Here is a 22,558-nt window from a genome sequence, read left to right as displayed (position 1 = left end):
TCATGCCAAGTCGGGGCCGGGCGCGTCCGAGCCGCCCTGGCGACGGCGGGGTCCGGCACCGCCGACCGCGCCGAAGACCTTGCGCATGGCGATCTCCTGCTCCATCACCCCGGCCAGCCGGCGGACACCCTCGCGGATCCGTTCCGGCGTGGGGAAGGAGAAGTTCAGCCGCATGTTCCCGGCGCCGGTGCCGTCGGCGTAGAAGCCGGTCCCCGGCACGTACGCGACCCGGGCGGCCACGGCCCGCGGCATCATCGCCTTGGAGTCGAGCCCGTCGGGCAGCGTCGCCCAGACGAACAGCCCGCCCTGCGGCCTGGTCCAGGTGGTGCCCTCGGGCATCAGGTCGGCCATCGCGTCGAGCAGCGCGTCCCGGCGCTCGCGGTAGACCTCGCGGTAGACCTTGAGCTGCTGCCGCCACGGCATGGTGCCGAGGTACGTCGAGACGGCCGACTGCGCGTAGGCGCTCGGGCAGAGGATCTGCGCCTCGCTGGCGATGACCAGCTTGTCGCGGACCGCGTGCGGGGCCAGGATCCAGCCCACCCGCAGGCCCGGCGCGAACGTCTTGGAGAACGTGCTCAGGTAGAAGACCCCGTCGCGCCGCCGGGCCCGCAGCGGCCGGGGCGCCTCACCCTCAAAACCGAGCTGACCGTACGGGTCGTCCTCCACCACCAGCAGCCCGGCGCGCTCGCAGATGTCGAGCACCCGTTCGCGCCGTTCCTCGCTCAGCGTCACGCCGGCCGGGTTCTGGTAGGTGGGGATGGTGTAGAGGAACTTCACCCGGCGGCCGGCGCGGGCCAGGTCGGCGATGGCCACCTCCAGCGCCTCCGGGATGAGCCCTTCGTCGTCCATCGGCACGTGGGCCACCTGGGCCTGGGCGGCCTGGAACACCCCGAGCGCGCCGACGTACGTCGGGCCTTCGGCGAGCACCACGTCACCCGGGTCCAGGAAGAGACGGGCCACCAGGTCGAGGGCCTGCTGGCCGCCGACCGTCACCACCACGTCCTCGGGGGAGGCGCCGCAGGAGGCGTCGATCCCGGACAGGGACATCACCTCGCAGATCCGCTCGCGCAGCTCCGGGGTGCCCTGGCCGATGCCGTACTGCAGGGTGGTGGCGCCGTGCTCGGAGCCGAGCCGGCCGAGCATCTCGCCGACCGCGTCCAGCGGCAGCGCCGCGATGTACGGTGCCCCACCGGCGAGCGAGACGACCTCCGGCCGGCTGGCCACCGCGAAGAGTGCCCGGATCTCCGAGGCGGTCATCCCGCGGACGCGCCGGGCGTACCGGTCGGTGTAGTCGTCGAGCGTCGTGCCGGTCATGGACATCACCTCGATCGGGTGTCGGCGGGGCTGCCGCCCGGTGTGGTACCCGCGATGCCGACATCCATTGGCGGCGGGGGCCGGTTGGTCGATCGTAGTCCCCGGTGACGGTAGCGGCACCGGCCGTGTGGACACGTCCACATCCCGGACCCGCCACTCGGCCGTCCGGGCGGGGGTTCGCGCGTTCCCTCCCGTACCGCCGGACAGGGGCGTACGATCGCTCGTCGGGAGCAGGAGGGCGCGGGAGGAACCGGCGCTCCGAGCCTATTGGTGGGGTGCGCTCATGTCGCGACGTCTGGTCAGCCTGACCCTGGACACGCTGGAGGACCTGCCTCGATCCTGCCGGCAGTGCGTCTACTGGGAGCTGGATCCGGTCTCCGCCGAGCGGGCCTGCGCGGCAGGTGACCCGGGCCTGGAGAAGGAGGCGTGGGTCTCCCAGACGCTGCTGGAGTGGGGCTCCTGCGGCAAGCTCGTCTACGTCGACGGCATGCCGGCCGGTTTCGTCATGTACGCCCCGCCGGCGTACGTCCCGCGCTCGATGGCGTTTCCCACCTCGCCGGTCTCGGCGGACGCGGCGCTGCTGATGACCGCGCACGTGGTGCCCGCCTTCGCCGACGGCGGGCTGGGCCGGATGCTGGTGCAGGGCGTGGCCCGCGACCTGACCAAGCGCGGCATCAAGGCGATCGAGGCGTTCGGCGACGCGAAGTTCGGCGACGACGCGGACGACCCGGCCCGCGCCTGCGTGGCACCCGCGGACTTCTTCCTCTCGGTGGGCTTCAAGACGGTCCGGCCGCACCCGCGCTACCCGCGCCTGCGCCTGGAGTTGCGGACGGCGCTGAGCTGGAAGTCGGACGTCGAGTACGCGCTGGAGAAGCTGCTCGGCTCGATGAGCCCGGAGACGCTGCTGCGGCCGGTCCGCCCGGCGCCCGCCACCCGCTCGACGAGCTGAGCCGCGGCTCAGTCGACCACGGTGCCGGCGGCGACGATCGCCCGCAGTTCGCTCACGTCGATCGACCCGGTCGGCACGTCCCGCTCGATCGGCAGGTACATCCGCTGCACTCCGGCCACGATGGCCTCGACCACCCGGTCCCGGAAGCGCGGGTCGACGAGACGCGCCCGGTCGTCCGGCGAGGTGAGGTAGCCGACCTCGACGCGTACCGCGGGCATCCGGGTGAGCCGGAGCAACTCCCACGCCTTGGCGTGGGTACGGCAGTCACGCAGCCCGGTGCGGGCCACGATCTCCCGCTGCACCAGCCCGGCCAGACGCTCGCCGGTCGCGGACGTGACGCCGTTGTCGGTGCCGTAGTGGTACGTGGCGACCCCCTCGGCCTCCGGGTTGGCGTGCCCGTCGGTGTGCAGCGAGATGAACACGTCGGCGCCGAGGGAGTTGGCGAGCTGGGCCCGGTCCGCGTCCGGCAGGCAGTCGCCCGGCGACGGACCCCGGGTGAGCTGTACCCGTACGCCGGCGGCGGCGAGCCGCCCCTCCAGCCGGCTGGCGAGGTCGTGCACGAGGTCTGCCTCGCTCCAGCGCAGCGTGCCGTCGGGCACCACCACGCCCGGGTCGGTGCCTCCGTGCCCCGGGTCGATCACCACGGTCCGGCCGACGAGCGTGGGACCGGCCTGCCGGATGGCGTCGGACTCGCGCAGCCACTGCGGGCGGCCACCGACCACCTTGCGGCCGAGGCGGCGCAACGCGTTGACGGTGTGCGGCCCGCACGAGCCGTCCGGTTTGAGGCCCATCTCCCGCTGGAACTGCGCCACCGCGCGGGAGGTGCGGATGCCGTAGATGGCGTCGGCGCGGCCCACGTCGTACCCCATCTCCAGCAGGCGTTCCTGGAGAGAGCGGACGTCCTCGCCGGTCAGCGGCTCGGGTACGGCGTGGTAGAGCGCGCGGGCGCCGAACCGCCAGCGGGCCGCGTCGAGCGCCCGCCAGGTCTCGGCACCGACCCGTCCGTCGACGCTGAGGCCGCGGGACTGCTGGAAGGCCCGTACCGCGCGTTCGGTCTGGGCGTCGTAGTCGTCGCCTCCGGCCTCGGCGGGGAGAAGTTCCAGGCCGGCGAGGACGGTACGGATCTCGGCCACCGCCGGTCCCTGGTCACCGGGTCGGATCGGACGCACGACGACCCCCTCTGCACGGACGTTGGCGGACCGGAACTCCGACGGAATGCTTACGGAGCGTACCGTGGCCGATACCCAACGGGTTCGTGTTCATGCAGGTCAGGAAAGCCGCAACCCCCGCCACCGGGTGTGGTGACGGGGGTTGCGGCGGTGTCGGTACGGCTCAGAGCGCCGACTCGATGAGCTTGACCAGCTCGCCCTTCGGCTTGGCGCCGGCGATCGACTGCACCGGCTGGCCGTTCTTGAAGATGGTCAGCGTCGGCACCGACATCACCCGGTAGGCGCGGGCCGTCTCCGGGTTCTCGTCGATGTTGAGCTTGACGATGGTGACCTGGTCCTTCATCTCGCCGGCGATCTCCTCCAGCAGCGGCGAGACCTTGCGGCAGGGGCCGCACCACTCCGCCCAGAAGTCGACCAGCACCGGCTTGTCGGACTGCAGCACGTCACTGACGAAGCTGGCGTCCGTGACCGCCTTGGTTGCTCCCACTATGAACTCTCCTCCTCCGAACCTTGCTCGTGGAACTCTCAGCCCTGGATGGTGGCGATGAACCGCTCGGCGTCCAGCGCGGCGGCGCAGCCGGTGCCGGCCGCCGTGATGGCCTGCCGGTAGGTGTGGTCGACGACGTCACCCGCCGCGAACACACCGGGCACGCTGGTACGGGTGCTGGGGGCCTCCACCTTCACGTACCCCTCGTCGTCCAGCTCCACCTGGCCGCGGAACAGCTCGCTGCGCGGGTCGTGCCCGATCGCCACGAACACGCCCGTGACGTCGAGCACCTTGCTCTCGCCGGTGTGCACGTTGCGCACCCGTACGCCGTTGACCTTGCCGTCGTCGCCGAGGATCTCCTCGACCACGGAGTTCCACTCGACCTTGATCTTCTCGTTGCCCAGCGCCCGGTCGGCCATGATCTTGCTGGCGCGGAACGAGTCGCGGCGGTGGATGATCGTCACCGACTCGGCGAAGCGGGTGAGGAAGCTCGCCTCCTCCATCGCCGAGTCGCCGCCGCCGACAACCACGATGTGCTGGTTGCGGAAGAAGAAGCCGTCACAGGTGGCGCAGGACGACACGCCGTGGCCCAGGTATTCCTGCTCGCCCGGCACACCCAGCGGACGCCAGGCCGAGCCGGTGGAGAGGATGACGGCGCGGGCGCGGTACGCGGTCTCGCCCACCCACACGGTGCTCACCGCGTCGGACCCGATCTCGCCGGTGTCCTTCAACTCGACGCGCGTCACGTCGTCGGTGAGGAACTCGGCGCCGAAACGCTCGGCCTGCTTGCGCATGTTGTCCATCAGCTCGGGGCCGAGGATGCCGTCGGCGAAGCCGGGGAAGTTCTCCACCTCGGTGGTGGTCATCAGCGCGCCACCCGACTGCACGCCCTCGATCACCAAGGGCTTCAGGTTGGCGCGGGCCGCGTAGACCGCCGCCGTGTAGCCGGCCGGACCGGAGCCGATGATGATCAGGTTGCGGACCTCGTCCACTGCCGTCTCCCGATGTGTGTGTTCGTCACCGGCCGCACCGATGTCGATCCCGAGTGCCGACGGCTCTGGGGGCGCCGGCGCCTGACTTGCAGAACGTCATCGTACGAAGCGGGGATTCCCGAGCCGGTCATCCGGTGGGTCAGGTCACGTGACGGGACAAGCGTCGTGACCGCGTTTTCACCCTACCCGCGTCCGGAACCGCGTGTCCGCGCCGGACCCGGGTACCCCGCACTCCGGCCCGCTCACCCAGCCCCAGCGGGCGCCGGTCGCGTCCGCGAACGTCACCACGAGCGCCGGGGTGCCCTGGTAGCGGGCGTAGTCGACCATGGTCACGGTGAGCGGCCCGGCGCCGTGCTCGGCGCCGATCGCGGTCAGGCACGCGGCGAGCGTCTCCGGCCGGGCCAGCCGGTCCAGTCCGCCGGCGGCGCCGAGGCGTCGGCCCTCGCTGTACAGGGGCGTCTCCGCGCCGTCCTTCGCCGCGCCGGACGGCCCGGCCATGTCCCCCGTGCTCGACTTCGTCCCGGCGAGTGCCCCACCCGCGGCGAGGCGCTCCGGCGTCCAGTCGGTGCCGCTGCGCACCGCCGGTCCGGTGGTCCGGTACGGCGCGGCGGCCATCGGTGCCGCCTCCCCGCCCGCCCGGTCGGCGGTGCTGACGCCGCCGTCGCCCGAGTCGGCCATCCGGCCCACGCCGAGCCCCACCGCGGCGACCGAGGCCGCGGCCAGCGCCACCGGCCCGGCGATACGGGCCCAGCGCCGAGGGCGGCGACCGGGTCCGCTGTGCCGGTCGGGACGGGGGCAGTACCGGGTGGCCGGCTCGCGCCGCCGGGCTGCGCCGGCACGACCGGCGTACCGTCGCGCAGCGCGGGACCGGCCCCGGCGAGCGCCGCGGTGATCCGGTCGGCCACCGCCTGCGGCATCTCCGGCGCGGGGTCCGCGGCCCAGGCGGCCAGATCCGCGCCGACCAGGCCGACCGCGTCGGCGAGATCCTCGTACGCGGCACGCCACGCCGGGTCCTGCTCGACCAGCCGCGCCACTGTGGCCTGCTCGGGGGTGCCGTCCAGCGCCCCGCCGAGGTAGTCGGCGAGCAGGTCGTGGTCGACCTCGCTGAACTCCCGGGAAGTCACGGCTCCTCCTGGCTGACGGCCTGACGGGACGATCCCGACGAGGATCCGACGCCCTCGGGGCGCCTACGGTTCCCGGAGGTGAGCCGCGGCACGTCGCCGGCCGGGGCGTCGGTGCCGGTCCGCAGGTGCCCGAGAAGCACGGCGAGGCGGGCCCGCCCACGGGCGCACCGGCTCTTGACTGTTCCCTCGGCGACGCCGAGCATGGCGGCGACCTCGGCCACCGGATAGCCCTGCACGTCGACCAGGACCAGCGCGGCCCGCTGTTCGGCGGGCAGTGCCGCGAGCGCCTGCCGGACCACGAGCGCGGTGTCGTGGTCGCGCGCGGGCGCGGCCGGTTCCGGACCGCCGGTGTGCCGGCCCGGTTCGCCGTCGGTGTGCACCCCGTCGGGCAGCGGGACGGTGGCGTGGGTCTGCCGCCGCCGGATCCGGTCCAGGCAGGCGTTCACCACGATGCGGTGCAGCCAGGTGGTGACCGCCGAGTCGCCCCGGAATCGGGCCGCCGCGCGGTGCGCCGACAGCATGGCGTCCTGGAGGGCGTCGGCGGCCTCCTCACGGTCGCCGATCGTCCGCAGCGCGACCGCCCAGAGGCGGTCCCGGTGCCGCTGGAACAGCTCGGTGAAGGCATCCCGGTCGCCGGCCGCGTGCGCCCGCAGCAGCTCCAGGTCGGAGCGGCCGGGACGCGTGCCGTCGCGGTCCGCCATCACCACATCCGGCGGCGGTGGCGCGGCGGGGACGGCGGCCGGGTCACGAGCCCTGGACCACGATCTCCTGGACGCCGAGCTTCCAGGTGTTGCCGTTGTCCTTCACCGGCAGCTTGGTGATCCAGAACAGCAGGTACTGGTACTTCTGGTCCGGCTCGAAGGCGTTGAAGATCATCTTTGTGCCGCCGTCCTCGTTCGCCGGCCCGATCATCGTCGAGTAGGCGTTGACGAGCTGCTTGTCACCGGAGGACGTGGACGGGAAGTCGCCGCGGGTGCCGGCGCGCAACTCGACGGTGGCGCCGGTGGCCGAGAGCGTGGCCTCCAACTGCTTGACCGAGTGCGGGGCGCCCAGGTCGATCCAGACGCCCATGCCCTTCTTGATGCCGCCGAACTTGGCGTTCGTCCGGTAGGTGTTGGTCTCCCAGCCCTCGTCGTCGTCCCCGTCGATGACCTTCTCGGCGTTGCGCACCTCGGCGCGGTCGCCGTCCGGGTCGATGATCCGTACGGCCTCGATGGTGAGCTTGCGGACCTGCGCGGCGGGTTCGGTCCCGCCCCCGGTCGCCGGCGCGCTGTTCGACGGCTGGGCGACCGGCTCCTTGTCGCCGTCGTCGCCACCACCGAGCGCGTTGATGCCGATGAGCAGCCCGACCAGGGCCACCGCCAGCAGGCCGGCGATGCCGATGGCGACCTTGCGGCCGCCGGCCGCGGCCAGCGGGGAGGGCTCCTCGCCGGGGTCGGCGGCGAAGCGCAGCGGGCCGGCCTGCTCCAGGAACTGCTCGTCCGCCGGGATGTCGAGCCGGCTCAACTCGGCGGCCAGCACGTCCGACGACGGCGGGGGGATCTCCGAGTCGAGCAGATCCATGGTGAGGTCGTCGAGGTAGGCCGGCACACCGGCGCGCATCTGCCGGGGCGCGGCGATGGCACCGCCGGCGTCCCGTACGGCGTCCGGCAGGGCGGCGCGGCCGTGCCCGGCGGTGGCGCCGTGCAGCGGAGCCTCGCCGTGCGGCCAGTGCCCGGTGAGGGCGAAGTAGAGCACCCCGCCGACCGCCCGCAGGTCGTTCTCCTGGCTGTCCGCCCCGTCGGTACGCGCGTCGGCGAGCACCACCCGGCCGTCGTCGCTGATCATGACGGTGCCGGGGTGGAGGTTGCCGTGCACCATGCCGGTGGCGTGCACGGCGGCGAGGGCACTGGCGACGGCGTTGCCGATCGCGGTGGCCCGGGCCGGGTCCAGCGGCCCGTCGGCGGCCACCATCTCGCGCAGCGACTGCCCGTCGACCCACTCGCGGACCACGTAGGCGCGGTCGTCCTCGTCGATCGCGTCGTAGACGCCGACCAGGTTGGGGTGGATGACGCGGCTCGCGGCGACCGCGGCCTGGAGCATCTCGGTGGCGGAGTCGCCACCCGGGTAGCGGAGGACCACGGCGACGGGACGGCGGAGCACCACGTCGACACCGCGCCAGACCAGCCGGCCCGCGCTGTCGTTGTTGATGTGCTCGACCAGTTCGTACCGCTCGGCGAGCAGCTCACCGACCGTGGGAGCACCGAAGGTCACGACCGCAGGAGAGGTCTCCTCCGCTTCCTGACCCTCGCCGACCTGGGTCACCCGTCCTCCCTCGGTGATCGCGTCGATCGATGGACCCGTGCTGCTGGGCATGTGGCTTCCCGCTCTGCCTTCGGTGGAACGGCCGCGGTGTCGACACCCGCGTCGATCCCGGTCGTACCCGTCGAGAGCGACCTTACCCGGGATGCCCGGTTCTCCGACATGTCATCTTCCCGCTGTGACCGGCCGGAAGGCCAGTCGCCGCGGGCCCCGGCCGGGTCACCCGCCCACCCGGCGGGCGAGCCGGACACGCACCGCCAATCTAGAGGTTGACGGCAAGGAGGCGGCACAGGGGCGTACCGGCGCGGCGGCGGGGAGGTTTTCCCCGCCCCGGCCTGCGCTCCCTCGTCCGTACGGTTGGTTGTCCACAGGCCGAGAGGCCCAGTGGACGGGGAAATTCCAAGTTATCCACAGCCGTATCCCCAGCCTGGTGATCCTCGTTCACCGTCGGTCACCGAGGCGGTCAACGCCCGAGGCGCCGCCGGACCATCCCGACCACCTCGGTGATCTCGCCGATCCGCAGCACCATCGCGAGCCCGAGGTAGGTCGCGCCGATCGCCGCTCCGCCGATCACCAACTGGACCGCGGCGGCGAGCCAGCTCAGGTCCGCCGGGTCACCGGGGAGCACCGCGACCACGAGCAGGCCGACCAGCGCGGCGCCGAGCGCCGCCACGACCACCCGGCCGAGCGTCCGCATGATCCCGCCGAGCCCGATCCGGCCCACCCGGGGCCGCAGCAGCATCGCCGAGATGATCGCCGCCGCCAGGTAAGACACGGCGTTGCCGAGCATCATCCCGGCCGCCGCGAACGTGTTCGAGAAGATCAGGAACAGGCCCACCTGGAGCAGGACGCGCAGCGCCACCACCGGAATGTTGATCAGAGCCGGGGTACGGGTGTCCGGCAGCGCGTAGAACGCGAAGGTGAACAGCTGGCTGACCGCGAACGGCACCAGGCCGATCGCCGCCACCAGCAGCACCGTCGAGGTGGCCACCGCGTTGTCGCCGGTGAACGCGCCGTACCGGAACACCACCACCGAGATCGGGGCGGCCAGCACCGCGTAGCAGACCGCGATGGGCGCGAGCACCGCGGTGACCATCCGGGTGCCCCGGGACAGGTCGGCGGTGACGTCGTGGAAGCGGTTCTCGGCCGCGGCCGCGCTCATCCGCGGCATCAGCGCGGTGATGATCGAGACGGCGATGATGCCGTGCGCCATCATCAGCAGCAGGAAGACGTTGTTGTAGATCAGCAGGCCGGCGTTCTCGCCGTCCCCGCCGGTGGCCCGGTTGAGCAGGTTGACCACCACGAAGAGGCCGAGCTGGTTGACCGCGACGTAGCAGAACATCCAGGCGCCGAGCCGGGCCAGCTCGCGCAGCCCCAGCTCGCGGAAGTCGAACCGTGCCTTCCACCGGAAGCCGACCTTGCGCAGCGCGGGCAGCAGGCCGATCGCCTGCACCGCCACGCCCAGCAGGGTGCCGCCGCCGACCAGCAGGATCCGGTCCCAGCCCACCTCGCCGGGCGGCAGCGCCTTCGCGCTGTAGACGACGATGTACAGGCCGAACGTGCAGATGGACACGATGTTGTTGAGGATCGGCGCCCACATGGGGGCGGCGAAGTGCCCTCGGGTGTTCAGCACCGCGGCGATCAGCGCGCTGATGCCGGTGAAGAACAGCATCGGCAGCATCAGGTACGACAGCCGGGTGACGAGCGTGGTGTACGCCGGGTCGTCGCTGCCGGCCGCGTACAGGGCGGTCAGTACCGGCGCCAGCACCACAGCGATCAGCGCGGTGGCGGCGAGGGCCAGCACCGCGAGGGTCAGCAGGCGCTGCGCGTACGCCTCGCCCCGGTCCGCGTCGATCTTGCGCCGGCGGACCAGCACCGGCACCAGGACGCTCGTCAGCACGCCGCCGAGCAGGAACTCGTAGACCTGGTTGGGCAGGAACTGCGCGGTGGTGAACGCGTCGCCGACCATGGTGCCGAGCGCGGCGCCGATCATCAGGTTGCGGATGAACCCCGTACCCCGGCTCACCAGGCTGCCGATGGCCATCACCGCGCTGTTCGCCGCGGCGCTGGTCTCGGCGACCACCTCCTGCGGCGGCGCGACGGCCTCGACGCCGGGCTGGTTCAGCGGCTCGGCGGAGATGAAGGTGGCGCCGTCGTCCGGCGGCAGGCCGCCGCCGTGCGCGTTCGCGCTGCGGTAGAGCCCGCCGCTCATCTACCAGCCTCCAAGGGGTACGTGGCAAACCGGGCCCGGCCGGCCCCGCCCAACCGGAACCTTAGTCAACCCGGGCCCGTTACCCGCGCCCGGCGCGGTCGATCCACCTCCGGCCCGATAGGCTGGCGATCCCATGTCCGAAGCCTCCGCCTCCCACGCCGCCGACCGCCGCGAACTGACCGCCGCGCAGCGCAACGCCGTCGCCGAACTGCTCCGAGTCTCGCCGGTCGCCGACGAGCTGGGCCGGCGCTTCGCCCGGGCCGGTCACGAACTGCACCTGGTGGGCGGATCCGTCCGCGACGCGCTGCTCGGCCGGCTCGGCAACGACCTCGACTTCTGCACCGACGCCCACCCGGACGACACCATCAAGGTCATTCGCGGCTGGGCGGAGTCGATCTGGGAGACCGGACGCGAGTTCGGCACCATCGCCTGCCAGCGCGACGGCCTCAACCTGGAGATCACCACGTTCCGCGCGGAGGTCTACGACCAGGTCAGCCGCAACCCGGTGGTGCAGTACGGCACGAGCCTGACCGAAGACCTCAAGCGCCGCGACTTCACCGTCAACGCGATGGCGGTCAGCCTTCCCGACCACCGGTTCACCGACCCGTACGGCGGGCTGGCCGACCTGGCCGCCAAGATCATTCGTACCCCCGGGACGCCGCAGGAGTCGTTCCGCGACGACCCCCTGCGGATGCTGCGCGCGGCCCGGTTCGCCGCCCAGCTCCGCTTCGCCGTCCACCCGGACGTCCGCGCGGCGATGACCGAGATGGCCACGGACCTGGACCGGATCACGGCCGAGCGGATCCGGGACGAGTTCACCAAGCTGCTCTGCGGCGCCGACCCGATCACCGGGCTGCGCCTGCTCGTCGACACCGGGCTGGCCGAGCGCTTCCTGCCCGAGCTGACCGGCCTGAAGCTCACCATCGACGAGCACGCCCAGCACAAGGACGTCTACGAGCACACGCTCACAGTGGTCAGCAACGCCATGTCGCTGGAGTTCGACGGCTGCGACTTCGTGCTGCGGATGGCCGCGCTCATGCACGACGTCGGCAAGCCGGCCACCAAGGCGGTCGGCGCGGACGGCCGGGTCAGCTTCCACCACCACGAGGTGGTCGGCGCCCGGCTGACCAAGAACCGGATGAAGGCGATGCGCTACTCCAAGGAGATCACCTCCCAGGTGGTCAAGCTGGTCGGGCTGCACCTGCGCTTCTACGGGTACGGCCGGGGCGAGTGGACCGACTCGGCGGTGCGCCGGTACGTCACCGACGCCGGTGACCTGCTGTCCCGGCTGCACAAGCTGACCCGGTCCGACTGCACCACCCGCAACCGGCGCAAGGCCGCGCAGCTCGCGGCCGACTACGACGCGCTGGAGGAGCGGATCGCCCGGATCGCCGCCGAGGAGGACCTGGCCCGGGTACGGCCCGACCTGGACGGCAACGCGATCATGGAGCTGCTCGGCGTACCGCCGGGGCCGGTGGTCGGTCGCGCCTGGCAGTACCTCAAGGAGTTGCGCCTGGAGCGCGGGCCGCTGGACCGCGACGAGGCCGAGGCGGAGCTGCTGCGCTGGGCGCGCGACGAGGGCATCACCGGCTGAGACCGGCGTCCTTGATCTGACGACGATACGGCGGCGTGTCGACCGAACGGGTGACCCGTTCCGGTCGATGTCTCCCGCATGATGAGTCATCGGCAGCCGCCGAATCGACAGATGCGGCTGGTCCGATCTCATCCGCCCGTCCGCTCCGGACGGTCGCTTGACACGGGGAGTCAATTCATGACACGTCACGGCGGCCTGCGCCGCTCCGCGCTGGTGGGGATCGCCCTCACCAGCGCCACCTCCATCCTCTGCGCCACAGTCGCCGGGCCGGCCCTCGCCGACCCGAAGCGACCGTCGGTCCGCGGCGCCGGCACGGCCGAGGCGGTGCCCGGCCGGTACATCGTGGTCCTCAAGAAGGGCAAGACCCCTCCGGCCAAGGTGAAGTCCGCCGCGTCCGCGCTGGCCGGCGAGCACGGCGGCACCGTCCGCCGGGTCTTCGGCAAGGCGCTGAACGGCTACTCGGCCACCATGGACGCCCGGCAGGCCGCGCGGCTCGCCGCCGACCCGGACGTCGAGTACGTCCAGCAGGTCCAGCGCTGGAGCACCGCCGGCACCCAGACCACCCCGCCGTGGGGCCTGGACCGGATCGACCAGCTCAAGACCCGGACCGACGGCAAGTACACCTACCCGGCCACCGGCGCCGGGGTGACCGCGTACGTGATCGACACCGGCATCGACATCGACCACCAGGACTTCGACGGGCGGGCCCGCAACGGCTACGACGCGGTCGAGCAGGACAACGTCGCGCAGGACTGCGACGGGCACGGCACCCACGTGGCGGGCACTATCGGCGGCACGACGTACGGCGTCGCCAAGGGCGTCGACCTGGTCGCCGTCCGGGTGCTCAACTGCGACGGCGCGGGCGACACCGAGCAGGTGATCGCCGGCATCGAGTGGGTCACCGCCAACGCCACCGGGCCGTCCGTGGCGAACATGAGCCTCGGCGTCGACCGGGTCGACCAGGCCGTGAACGACGCGGTCACCCGCTCGATCGCCTCCGGCATCACCTACGCGGTCGCCGCCGGCAACAGCATGCAGGACGCCTGCGCCTCCTCCCCGGCGAGCGTGCCCGCCGCCATCACCGTCGGCGCCACCGACCGGGTCGACATGCGCGCCTGGTTCTCCAACTACGGCCGTTGCCTGGACCTGTTCGCCCCCGGCACCGGCATCGTCTCGGCCAAGGCCGGCACCAGCGCCGGCACCGAGTCGATGAGCGGCACGTCGATGGCGTCCCCGCACGTGGCGGGCGCCGCCGCACTGCTGCTGGAGGAGCACCCGGGCTGGTCGCCGCAGCAGGTGCGGGACTCGGTCGTGACCACCGGCATCGGCGGCGCGGTACACGACATCATGGGCTCCACCGACCGGCTGCTGCACATCGGCTCGGCCGTGACGGCGCGCGGCTCGTACGGGCTCAAGGCCCGGGTCAACGGCCGGTACGTCACCGCGGAGAGTGCCGGGACGAAGCCGCTGATCGCCCGGGGCACCGCCATCGGCGCCTGGGAGAAGTACGACGTGGTCGACGCCGGCGGAGGGCTGTTCGGCCTGCGGGCGCGGGTCACGAACAAGTTCGTCACGGCGGAGAGTGCCGGCGCGAAGCCGCTGATCGCCCGCGCGGCCACCATCGGCGCCTGGGAGAAGTTCCAGATCATCGACAACACCGACGGCACGATCAGCCTGAAGGCGGCGATCAACGGCAGGTACGTCACCGCGCCGAGCGCCACCTCCCCGCTGATCGCGAGCAAGACCGCGATCGGCACCGCCGAGAAGTTCGACTTCGACGCACCGGCGCCGCTCGTGAGCATCAAGTCGGTGGCCAGCGGCAAGTTCGTGACGGCGGAGAGCGCCGGGGCGAAGCCGCTGATCGCCCGCGCGGCGACGGTCGGCGCCTGGGAGAAGTACGAGCTGGTAAACGTCGGCGACGGTTTCGGCACCTTCGGCCTGAAGGCCCAGATCAACGGCAAGTTCGTGACGGCGGAGAGCGCCGGGGCGAAGCCGCTGATCGCCCGGGGCGCCTCGATCGGCGCGTGGGAGGGGATGTCGTTCCTCGACTACAACGCCGACGGCTCGGTCTACCTTTACGCGAACATCAACGAGAAGGCGGTCACCGCCGGCAGCGCCGGCACCAGCCAGCTCATCGCGGGCCGGACCATCGACTGGAACAGCCCGACCCTCGGTCTGGGTGCCGGCGAGAAGTTCGTCGTCGCCGTGCTCTGACCCGTACCACCGCGCGACGCCCGCCGGCTCCCCGAGGGGAACCGGCGGGCGTCGTCGTCACGGGGTGACGGTGGTGCCGTCCACGGTGGTCTTGCCGTTGTTCTGCGCGCTGCTGCCCAGCCGGGCTAGCAGGCCGGCCAGGTCGATGCCGGTCAGGTCGCTGCCGAGCTGCAGCCCCTGGGCGACGTTCCCGGCCACCGACTTGGTCAGCGACGACGCGCCGTCGGTGGAGATCACCGTCATCTTGTCGATCGCGCCGATCGGGGCGCTGGCCGCGCCGACCACCTCGGGCAGCACCTTGACCAGCAGGTCGAGCACGGCCGCCTCGCCGTACGCGGCGAACGCCTCGGCCTTGCGGGCCATCGCGTCGGCCTCGGCCTGACCCTTGGCGAGGATGGCCGCGGCCTCGGCCTGGCCCTCCCGCTCGACCGCCTCGGCGATCGCGGAACGGCGACGCTGCTCGGCCTCACCCTCCTTGGCGCCCTCGATCGCGTTCGCCTCGGCCAGCGCGGCCCGGCGGGCCCGCTCGCCCTCACCGGTGAGGCGGGCCTGCTCGGCGGAGGCCTGCGCGGCCGCGATCGTGGCCTGGCGCTGCGCGTCGGCGTTGAGCACCGCCGCGTTGCGGTTCGCCTCGGCCTCCTGCTCGACCTTGTACCGGGCGGCGTCGGCCGGCTTGCGCACCTCGGTGTCGAGCTGGCGCTGCTTCAGCTCGGCGTTGCGCTCGGCCACCTTCTGCTGCTCGGAAAGGATCGCCTGGTCCCGCTCGGCCTGCGCGAGCGGACCGGCCGCGGCCGACTTCGCCTTCGCCGCGTCGATCTCGGCCTGGATGCCGGCCTGCTTGAGCGCCAGGTTCCGGTTCGCCTCGGCGATCGCCTCCTCGGCGAGCAGCCGCTCCTGCTCGGCCTGCTGGCGGGCCCGCGCCTCGGCGATGGCCGCGTCCTTGAGCACCCGGGCCGCCTCGGGCCGCCCCAGGTCCTGGAGGTAGGAACCCTCGGCCGAGATGTCCTGGAGCTGGAACGTGTCCAGCACCAGGCCCTGGTTGGTCATCGAGTGCTCGGCCTCCTCGGCGACCGCGCTGGCGAACGCCGCCCGGTCCCGGATGATTTCCTCGACGGTGAGCCGCCCGACGATCGAGCGCAGCGCGCCGGCGAGCACCTCGCGGGTGAAGTTGTCGATCTCCTCCTGCTGGTTCAGGAAGCGCTGGGCGGCGGCGCGGATCGCGTCCTCGGTGCCGCCGACCTTCACGATCGCCACGCCGTGCAGCTCGGTGCGGATGCCCTGCTTGCTCACCGCGCCGCGGATGCTGACGTCGATCCGGCGGCTGGACAGGTCGAGCGACTGGAGCTTCTGCACCACCGGCAGCACGAACACCGAGGCGCCGAGCACGACCTTCTGCCCGGACATGTCGGTGGAGCGGGCTCCGTCGGCGGACTGGGTGGTGCGGCCCTTGCGGCCGGTGACGATGAACGCCTGGTTCGGCCCGGCCACCTTGATCCGGGACAACACGAAGAGGACGAGGACGACGGCGAGGAGGACCGCGCCGCCGATGGCGACGAGCAGGGGCATGGGGGTTCCCGTCTGTGTGGTGGTGTCAGTAGGTCTCGACGTGCACGCTGGTCTCGCTCAGGGCTTCGACCACGAAGATGCGGGTGCCGACCGGGATCGGCCCGTCGGCGCGGGCGTTGAGCTTCACCGGCTGGCCGGCGAGGCGTACCCGCACCTCGCCGTAGCCGCCGCTGGGGATCGGCGTCACCACCAGGCCGATCGCGCCGGCCAGGTGGTCGCGGGTGGGTGTGGCGTCGGTGCGCATGGTGCGGGCCGCGCGGCTGAGCCGGGCCGCCAGCCAGCCGGTGGGCACGGCGGCGAGCGCGCCGCCGGCCACCGCCGCCGCGATCATTCCGGGGGTACGACCGCCGAGCAGCTCGTTGACGATCGCGCCGCCGAACCCGAACGCCCCGGTGAAACCGGCGGCCGCCTCCAGCGACACCGGCCCGTCGACGTCCGGCTGGCCGAAATGGAGCACGCCCGAGCCGAGCAGGGCGAGGGTCAGCACGCCGACACCGATCCCGCCGATGATCAGGAAGATGAGCGTCCCGGGTGCCATGACCTGCACGGTATCGGCGCCGTGCAACATCGACTTCGCTCAGCGCTCGCCCAGCCCGCCCTCAGAGAGCCCGGCCGGGGAAATGTCGCGGGCGCGCGACAATGGGTGGCATGCGCTGGACCGTGCTCGACTCACCGATCGGGGAGTTCTCCGTCGGCACCGACGACGACGCGGTGCGCGGCGCGCACTTCGGCCGGGTGGACGGGGCGGCCGACGAGCCCGGCGACGCGGTGGCCCGGCTGGCGGTGGCGGAGCTGCGGGCGTACTTCGCCGGTGAGCTGACCGAGTTCACGGTGCCGGTGTCCGCGCCCCGCGGCTCGAAGTTCGAGCGCGCCGTCTGGCGGGAGATGACCCGCATCCCCTACGGCGAGACGACTACCTACGGCGAGGTGGCGAAGGCGGTCGGCGACCCGGGTGGCGCCCGGGCGGTCGGGGTGGCCTGCAACCGCAATCCGGTGCCGGTGATCGTGCCATGTCACCGGATCGTCGGCGCGGGCGGCAAGCTGGTCGGCTTCGGCGGCGGGCTGCCGCGCAAGGTGACGCTGCTGGAGCTGGAGGCGTCGGTGGCGCTGCGGCGCGCCTGGTCCTGACGTACGCGAAGAAGGAAGGCCGGGTCCGCGCGGACCCGGCCTTCCTTCTCGTGCGTGTCAGCGCGTCAGCGCTCGACCTCGCCGGCGATGAACGCCTCGACGGCGGCGTGCGCGTCGTGGTCGGCGTACTGCTCCGGCGGGGACTTCATGAAGTACGAGGAGGCGGAGAGGATCGGGCCACCGATCTTCCGGTCCAGCGCGATCTTCGCGGCGCGGACGGCGTCGATGATGACACCGGCCGAGTTCGGCGAGTCCCACACCTCGAGCTTCAGCTCCGCGTTGAGCGGGGTGTCGCCGAAGGAGCGGCCCTCCAGGCGGATGTACGCCCACTTGCGGTCGTCCAGCCACGGCACGTGGTCGGACGGGCCGATGTGCACGTCGCTCTTGCTCATCTCGTGCGGGATCTGGGAGGTCACCGACTGGGTCTTCGAGATCTTCTTCGAGACCAGGCGGTTGCGCTCCAGCATGTTCATGAAGTCCATGTTGCCGCCGAAGTTGAGCTGGTACGTGCGCAGCAGCTCGACCCCGCGGTCCTCGAAGAGCTTCGCCAGGGCGCGGTGCACGATGGTGGCGCCGACCTGGCTCTTGATGTCGTCGCCGACGATCGGCAGGCCGGCGTCGGTGAACTTCTGCGCCCACTCCGGGTCGGAGGCGATGAAGACCGGCAGGGCGTTCACGAACGCGCAACCGGCGTCGATCGCGGCCTGGGCGTAGAACTTGTCGGCCTCCTCGGAGCCCACCGGGAGGTAGGAGACGACCACGTCGACCTGGGCGTCGCGCAGCGCCTGCGCCACGTCGACCGGCTTGGCGTCCGACTCCTCGACGATCTCGCGGTAGTACTGGCCCAGACCGTCGAAGGTCGGGCCGCGCTGCACGGTGACGCCGGTCGGCGGCACGTCGCACAGCTTGATCGTGTTGTTCTCGCTGGCGACGATCGCCTCCGCGAGGTCCATGCCCACCTTCTTGGCGTCCACGTCGAACGCCGCGACGAACTTCACGTCGGAAACGTGGTAGTCGCCGAAGGTGACGTGCATGAGACCCGGGACGCGGTCGTTCGGGTCGGCGTTCCGGTAGTACTCCACGCCCTGTACGAGGGACGAGGCGCAGTTACCCACACCGACGATGGCGACGCGGACGGAGCCCATAGCGTCTGCCTCCTTCTTCTTCATCACGGCCGCTCTTTCCTGGACGTTCCAGGCGTGGGCGGGCTGTCGTTGTCTCCTCGGCCACCGGCCGTCCCGGGTCGCGGGTCGGCCGGGGCCCGGCCGGAGCGCTCGTTGGCGATGAGCTCCTCCAGCCAGCGGACCTCGCGCTCACAGGCGTCGAGCCCGTGGCGTTGCAGTTCCAGGGTGTACGCGTCGAGTCGCTCGGCTGCCCGGCCGAGCACGTCACGAAGACCTTCGCGACGTTCCTCGATCTTGCGACGACGACCTTCCAGGATCCGGAGCCGGGTGGCCTGGTCGGTCCGGGCGAAGAACGCGAAGTGCACGCCGAAGCCCGTGTCGTCGTACGTCTCGGGTCCAGCCTGCGCTATGAGCTGGGCGAAGCGTTCCTTGCCCTCCGCGGTAATGGTGTAGACCACCCGACCGCGTCGGCTGGTCAGCGCGGGAACCTCCTCGGCGGTCGCGGGCGTCTCGGCGGCTTCGGTGATCCATCCCGCCGCCTGCAGCCGGCGCAGGGTCGGGTAGAGAGAGCCGTAGCTGATCGCCGCCCGGATGGCGCCGAGCTTGGCGGTCAGCTCCTTGCGCAGCTCGTAGCCGTGCATCGGCGCCTCCTGCAGGAGGCCGAGGATGGCGAGCTCGAGCACGGGCCATCCCTTCTTTTCCCCCTGCGCGGAGTGCTAACCACCGCGATGTATCGGTCCGATACATCGCACGTTAGCGGAGAGGGGAGGGTGGGGCAAACCCCTGCTTACGCGACGCGCTCATCACGCATCGTGACCATGGTCGCCTGGGTTCGCCGGAGCGCGTACCCTTTCCCGCATGCGTACGCAGCGCCAGGTCGTCGACTACTCGCTCCAGAAGCGGGCTGTGCTGCGTGAACTGCTCGCCGGGCGGATCGGCACGTACGACGTCTGCGACGCCTCGCCGTACCTGAAGAACGCTGCTCGTTTCCACGGCGAGCCGACCGACCACCGCTGCCCGATCTGCCGCAGCGAGAACCTGATCCACGTCCACTACATTTACGGGGACGAACTCAAGCAGTCGGCCGGCCAGGCGCGTACCCGGGCCGAGTTGCCCGTCCTGGCCATGACGCTGCGTGAGTTCCAGGTGTTCGTGGTGGAGGTATGCCCCGGCTGCGACTGGAACCATCTCGTCGAGCAGTTCCTGCTCGGCCGGGACGGCCTCGCGGGCGAGGCGGAGGACGCGGACGAGTCGGTCGCGGCCAACGGCTCCACCCCTCGGCGAAGGCGAGAGGCGCAACGGTGAACGCGGCTGTCCCGATCGCTGTCGGCCCATTCCCCGGGCGGCAGGATCGACAGCCTTTACGCGTAATTGGTCCGAATAGGTCGGATTTGACGGGCGCGCGCCGGTACCGCCGGCGGGTAACGTCCCGTGTTCCAGCTCACGGCAACCCGGTGGCGGCGCCCCCGCGCCCCACCGCGACCGGCAGGGTGTGAGGAATGAACTACGGCGATCCCAGTTCTTCGCGTGGGCGGGCCCAGATCCCGGGCCCGAACGGCGACCCCGGTTCCGAAGGGAGCCGGGGCGGGAACGGTTGGTCCGGCGCGGCGGACGGCGGCGCCTCGGCGCGCGCCTCCGTGACACCGTACGGCGCGGGTGGCCGGGCCTCGGTCGGCGGCGCCGCTCCGGTGCCGCGCGGAGCGTCCGGCTCGGCCTCGGTCGGCCGGGCCGGCGCAGGCGGCCGCGCCTCGGTGCCCGTCTCGCCGGCTCCCGGCGCCTCCGGGCGCGCCGGCGCCGGCCGGGCGTCGGTGCCGGTGTCCCCGGCCGCTCCAGCTGGGCGGGCCTCGGTGGGCGCGGCGAGCGTGGGCGCGGCAAGCGTCGGCGGGCGTGCGAGCGTGGGCGGACGCGCGAGCGTCGGCGCGGCAGCAGTCGGTGGCCGCGCCCGGGTGCCAGGTGCCGCCGGCGGTGGTCCCGGCGGCCCCGGCGGTCCGCTCGGTCCCGGCCGGCGTGGCCGCGGTGAGGACCCGGCGCGCGCCAAGAGGCGCCGCCGGATCAACATCCTGATCGCCGGCTTCGCCGTGTTCATCATGCTCGCCGGCATCGGCGTGGTGAGCTTCACCTGGTACTCCACCAAGGTGGTGCTCCCGGAGGACACCATCCCACCGCTGTCCACCACCGTCTACGACTCGACGGGCACCGCGATCGCCCGGATCGGCGACCAGAACCGGCAGCTCGTCACCATCGACCAGATCCCGGAACACGTCCAGCACGCGGTCGCCGCGGCGGAGGACCGGAACTTCTACAAGCACTCCGGTGTGGACTACAAGGGCATCGCCCGGGCCGCGTGGAACAACCTCACCGGCGGCGACAAGCAGGGCGCCTCGACCATCACCCAGCAGTACGCGCGCAACGCGTTCGAGAACCTGAACCAGGACACGTACGGCCGCAAGGTGAAGGAGGCGATCCTCGCCTCCAAGCTGAACGACAAGTACGACAAGCGCGTGATCATGCAGCACTACCTGAACGTCATCTACTTCGGCCGGGGCGCGTACGGCATCCAGGCGGCGGCACGGACCTACTTCGGCAAGGACGTCAAGAGCCTGACCGTGGCCGAGGCCGCGGTGCTCGCCGCGCTGATCAAGCAGCCGGAGCCGAGCGCCACCCACCAGGGCTACGACCCGGCGATCAACCCGACCGCCGCGCTGGACCGGTGGAACTACGTGATCAACGGCATGATCACGGAGAAGTGGCTCGATGCGCCGAACAAGCCGAACCACCCCACCGAGTACCCGAAGAACATCGCGAAGCCGTCGAAGAACAGCGGTGGCGGCTTCGGCATCGACACCCCGTACGGCAACATCGTCAACTACGTCTCGCAGGAACTGCGCGAGATGAAGCTCTGCACCGACAACGAGGCCGAGGCGACGGAGAAGAAGCCGCTGTGCGCCAAGGCGCTCAGCCGCGGCGGCTACAAGATCACCACCACCATCAACCGGAAGATGCAGGAGGCGGCGCTCGACGCGGCCCAGCGGGCCAGGAAGAAGTCCGAACTCGCCGGCCAGCCGTCGAACCTGATGGCCGCCGTGGTGGCCATCGACCCGAAGACCGGCCGGGTGCTCGCCTACTACGGCGGCGACAACGGAACCGGCACCGACTACGCCGGGAAGAACGTCGACAACGGCGTGGTCAGCGGCGGGCACTCGCCGGGTTCGAGCTTCAAGATCTACACGCTCGCCGCGGCGCTGAAGGAAGGCATCTCGCTCAAGTCCCGGTGGAAGGGTACGGCGTTCACGCCGAAGGGCACCAAGTTCAAGGTCAGCAACGCCGGCGCGGACCGGGTCACCTGCGGTGACTCCTGCACGCTCGAACAGTCGACGCTGAAGTCGCTGAACGTGCCGTTCTACTACATCACCGAACAGATCGGGCCGGACAAGGTGCTCGACATGGCCAAGCAGGCCGGCGTCACCACCATGTGGCAGACCGACACCAACCCGGCCAAGGCACACGACCTGACCAAGGCCGACCCGAAGGACCTGGCTCCCTCGCCGTTCTTCCACGTCATCGGCTACGGCCAGTACCCGATCACCGTGCTCGACCACGCCAACGGCGTCGCCACCTTCGCCAATCAGGGCGTCTACAACAAGGCGCACTTCATCCGCAAGGTGGAGAAGCAGAACCCGGACACCGGCAAGTGGGACGTGCTCGGTGGCGAGAAGCTCAAGCCACAGCCGCGGATCGACCCGGAAGTCGCCGCCGACGTCACCTCAGTGCTGAAGCAGTACCCGGGCCAGATCAACAAGCGCCTCGAGGAGGGCCGTCAGGTCGCCGAGAAGACCGGCACCTGGGAACTCAACGACAAGACGACCGCCAACGGTGACGCCTGGATGATCGGCTACACGCCGCAGCTCGCCACCGCGGTCTGGGTCGGCAACGTCAAGGACCGCAAGGCGATCAAGTACAAGGACGGCCGGGACATCAGTGGCGCCCGGATGCCGGGTGACATCTTCCAGCGCTTCATGAACGACGCGCTCAAGGGCAAGGACAAGGAAGAGTTCCCGCCCGCGGCGAACATCGGCAAGGACGACACCGGCAACGGCGAGGCGCCCCCGCCGGCGAACGAGCCCGGCCAGCCCGGCGGCCCGAACTGCGACCCGCTCGGCCTGTTCTGCCCCGGCGGCACGCCCGGCGGCGGCACCCCGGGTGGTGGCGGCGACCAGGGTGGCACCAACCCCGGTGGAGGCGGGCTCCCCGGCGGTGGTGGACGGCCCGGTGGCGGCGGTGGCGGCGGTGGGTTGCTACCGAGCACACCACCGACACGACAGAACTGACGTACCACCTGACGACGGCGGCCGGACCTCGGGTCCGGCCGCCGCCGCGTTTCGCG

General features: G+C 71.7%; 17 protein-coding genes and 1 pseudogene. 6 read left to right on the top strand and 12 right to left on the bottom strand.

Annotated elements, in window-relative coordinates:
* Positions 1-1,314 carry a PLP-dependent aminotransferase family protein gene (locus ACQP26_RS30365; RefSeq protein WP_269703345.1) on the bottom strand — a complete coding sequence of 438 codons (1,314 nt, stop codon included), beginning with the start codon at positions 1,312-1,314 and terminating at the stop codon, positions 1-3.
* 283 nt (positions 1,315-1,597) lie between these two features.
* Here ACQP26_RS30365 and ACQP26_RS30360 point away from each other — a divergent pair, with 283 nt between their 5' ends.
* Positions 1,598-2,263, top strand: coding sequence for a GNAT family N-acetyltransferase (locus ACQP26_RS30360; protein WP_120572526.1), 666 nt, complete (start codon positions 1,598-1,600; stop codon positions 2,261-2,263).
* Between the two features lie 8 nt (positions 2,264-2,271).
* Here the strand turns inward: ACQP26_RS30360 and ACQP26_RS30355 are convergent, their stop codons facing one another.
* The 7 genes and pseudogenes from ACQP26_RS30355 to murJ all read right to left on the bottom strand — a co-directional run bounded on the left by ACQP26_RS30355 (position 2,272) and on the right by murJ (position 10,548).
* On the bottom strand, positions 2,272-3,432 hold the full coding sequence (locus ACQP26_RS30355) for an N-acetylmuramoyl-L-alanine amidase (protein ID WP_120574075.1): 1,161 nt from the start codon (positions 3,430-3,432) through the stop codon (positions 2,272-2,274).
* 163 nt (positions 3,433-3,595) lie between these two features.
* Positions 3,596-3,919, bottom strand: coding sequence for a thioredoxin (gene trxA, locus ACQP26_RS30350; protein WP_013289375.1), 324 nt, complete (start codon positions 3,917-3,919; stop codon positions 3,596-3,598).
* 38 nt (positions 3,920-3,957) lie between these two features.
* Positions 3,958-4,911: a thioredoxin-disulfide reductase gene (gene trxB, locus ACQP26_RS30345; protein ID WP_030499494.1), complete on the bottom strand. Its 954-nt coding sequence runs from the start codon at positions 4,909-4,911 to the stop codon at positions 3,958-3,960.
* A 177-nt stretch (positions 4,912-5,088) separates the two neighbouring features.
* Positions 5,089-6,035 (bottom strand): annotated as a pseudogene (locus tag ACQP26_RS30340) (hypothetical protein).
* A complete protein-coding gene (sigM, locus tag ACQP26_RS30335) occupies positions 6,032-6,736 on the bottom strand; it encodes an RNA polymerase sigma factor SigM (RefSeq protein ID WP_433494604.1) in 705 nt (234 codons plus the stop codon). The pseudogene ACQP26_RS30340 and the gene sigM overlap by 4 nt, the downstream one beginning before the upstream one ends.
* Before the next feature lie 43 nt (positions 6,737-6,779).
* On the bottom strand, positions 6,780-8,390 hold the full coding sequence (locus tag ACQP26_RS30330; protein ID WP_269703353.1) for a protein kinase family protein: 1,611 nt from the start codon (positions 8,388-8,390) through the stop codon (positions 6,780-6,782).
* Positions 8,391-8,799: 409 nt separating this feature from the next.
* Entirely contained in the window at positions 8,800-10,548 is a 1,749-nt protein-coding gene (gene murJ / locus ACQP26_RS30325; protein ID WP_269703354.1) for a murein biosynthesis integral membrane protein MurJ, read from the bottom strand.
* Positions 10,549-10,681: 133 nt separating this feature from the next.
* Here murJ and ACQP26_RS30320 point away from each other — a divergent pair, with 133 nt between their 5' ends.
* Together ACQP26_RS30320 and ACQP26_RS30315 are read left to right on the top strand one after the other, a co-directional pair.
* Positions 10,682-12,142 carry a CCA tRNA nucleotidyltransferase gene (locus ACQP26_RS30320; protein ID WP_433494603.1) on the top strand — a complete coding sequence of 487 codons (1,461 nt, stop codon included), beginning with the start codon at positions 10,682-10,684 and terminating at the stop codon, positions 12,140-12,142.
* Positions 12,143-12,319: 177 nt separating this feature from the next.
* Positions 12,320-14,356 carry a S8 family serine peptidase gene (locus ACQP26_RS30315; RefSeq protein WP_269703357.1) on the top strand — a complete coding sequence of 679 codons (2,037 nt, stop codon included), beginning with the start codon at positions 12,320-12,322 and terminating at the stop codon, positions 14,354-14,356.
* Positions 14,357-14,413: 57 nt separating this feature from the next.
* Here the strand turns inward: ACQP26_RS30315 and ACQP26_RS30310 are convergent, their stop codons facing one another.
* Both ACQP26_RS30310 and ACQP26_RS30305 read right to left on the bottom strand, forming a co-directional pair.
* Entirely contained in the window at positions 14,414-15,922 is a 1,509-nt protein-coding gene (locus ACQP26_RS30310; RefSeq protein WP_433494602.1) for a flotillin family protein, read from the bottom strand.
* Between the two features lie 25 nt (positions 15,923-15,947).
* On the bottom strand, positions 15,948-16,490 hold the full coding sequence (locus ACQP26_RS30305) for an NfeD family protein (RefSeq protein WP_281579462.1): 543 nt from the start codon (positions 16,488-16,490) through the stop codon (positions 15,948-15,950).
* A gap of 80 nt (positions 16,491-16,570) precedes the next feature.
* On the opposite strand from ACQP26_RS30305, the gene ACQP26_RS30300 reads away from it, so the two are divergent.
* Positions 16,571-17,050, top strand: coding sequence for a methylated-DNA--[protein]-cysteine S-methyltransferase (locus ACQP26_RS30300; RefSeq protein WP_433494601.1), 480 nt, complete (start codon positions 16,571-16,573; stop codon positions 17,048-17,050).
* 65 nt (positions 17,051-17,115) lie between these two features.
* Here ACQP26_RS30300 and ACQP26_RS30295 read toward each other — a convergent pair whose 3' ends face one another.
* On the bottom strand, positions 17,116-18,195 hold the full coding sequence (locus tag ACQP26_RS30295; protein ID WP_269703364.1) for an inositol-3-phosphate synthase: 1,080 nt from the start codon (positions 18,193-18,195) through the stop codon (positions 17,116-17,118).
* A gap of 23 nt (positions 18,196-18,218) precedes the next feature.
* On the bottom strand, positions 18,219-18,857 hold the full coding sequence (locus ACQP26_RS30290; protein ID WP_269703365.1) for a PadR family transcriptional regulator: 639 nt from the start codon (positions 18,855-18,857) through the stop codon (positions 18,219-18,221).
* A 175-nt stretch (positions 18,858-19,032) separates the two neighbouring features.
* On the opposite strand from ACQP26_RS30290, the gene ACQP26_RS30285 reads away from it, so the two are divergent.
* Both ACQP26_RS30285 and ACQP26_RS30280 read left to right on the top strand, forming a co-directional pair.
* Positions 19,033-19,479, top strand: coding sequence for a DUF5318 domain-containing protein (locus ACQP26_RS30285; RefSeq protein ID WP_013289362.1), 447 nt, complete (start codon positions 19,033-19,035; stop codon positions 19,477-19,479).
* Positions 19,480-19,673: 194 nt separating this feature from the next.
* Entirely contained in the window at positions 19,674-22,502 is a 2,829-nt protein-coding gene (locus ACQP26_RS30280; RefSeq protein WP_269703366.1) for a transglycosylase domain-containing protein, read from the top strand.
* Positions 22,503-22,558: the final 56 nt, after the last annotated feature.

It is taken from the genome of Micromonospora sp. CA-248089 (assembly GCF_050948515.1).
Classification (GTDB): domain Bacteria; phylum Actinomycetota; class Actinomycetes; order Mycobacteriales; family Micromonosporaceae; genus Micromonospora.
The sequence above is the reverse complement of the archived record's forward strand: the minus strand, read 5'-3'. Positions and strand labels throughout refer to the sequence as shown.

What these genes read in the sequence shown, in the direction of transcription:
- ACQP26_RS30295 (WP_269703364.1), bottom strand. Translation starts at nt 18,195, where the DNA reads ATGGGCTCCGTCCGCGTCGCCATCGTCGGTGTGGGTAACTGCGCCTCG.
- ACQP26_RS30280 (WP_269703366.1), top strand. Translation starts at nt 19,674, where the DNA reads ATGAACTACGGCGATCCCAGTTCTTCGCGTGGGCGGGCCCAGATCCCG.
- ACQP26_RS30360 (WP_120572526.1), top strand. Translation starts at nt 1,598, where the DNA reads ATGTCGCGACGTCTGGTCAGCCTGACCCTGGACACGCTGGAGGACCTG.
- ACQP26_RS30310 (WP_433494602.1), bottom strand. Translation starts at nt 15,922, where the DNA reads ATGCCCCTGCTCGTCGCCATCGGCGGCGCGGTCCTCCTCGCCGTCGTC.
- ACQP26_RS30330 (WP_269703353.1), bottom strand. Translation starts at nt 8,390, where the DNA reads ATGCCCAGCAGCACGGGTCCATCGATCGACGCGATCACCGAGGGAGGA.
- ACQP26_RS30305 (WP_281579462.1), bottom strand. Translation starts at nt 16,490, where the DNA reads ATGTTGCACGGCGCCGATACCGTGCAGGTCATGGCACCCGGGACGCTC.
- murJ (WP_269703354.1), bottom strand. Translation starts at nt 10,548, where the DNA reads ATGAGCGGCGGGCTCTACCGCAGCGCGAACGCGCACGGCGGCGGCCTG.
- sigM (WP_433494604.1), bottom strand. Translation starts at nt 6,736, where the DNA reads ATGGCGGACCGCGACGGCACGCGTCCCGGCCGCTCCGACCTGGAGCTG.
- ACQP26_RS30285 (WP_013289362.1), top strand. Translation starts at nt 19,033, where the DNA reads ATGCGTACGCAGCGCCAGGTCGTCGACTACTCGCTCCAGAAGCGGGCT.
- ACQP26_RS30315 (WP_269703357.1), top strand. Translation starts at nt 12,320, where the DNA reads ATGACACGTCACGGCGGCCTGCGCCGCTCCGCGCTGGTGGGGATCGCC.
- ACQP26_RS30320 (WP_433494603.1), top strand. Translation starts at nt 10,682, where the DNA reads ATGTCCGAAGCCTCCGCCTCCCACGCCGCCGACCGCCGCGAACTGACC.
- ACQP26_RS30365 (WP_269703345.1), bottom strand. Translation starts at nt 1,314, where the DNA reads ATGACCGGCACGACGCTCGACGACTACACCGACCGGTACGCCCGGCGC.
- ACQP26_RS30300 (WP_433494601.1), top strand. Translation starts at nt 16,571, where the DNA reads ATGCGCTGGACCGTGCTCGACTCACCGATCGGGGAGTTCTCCGTCGGC.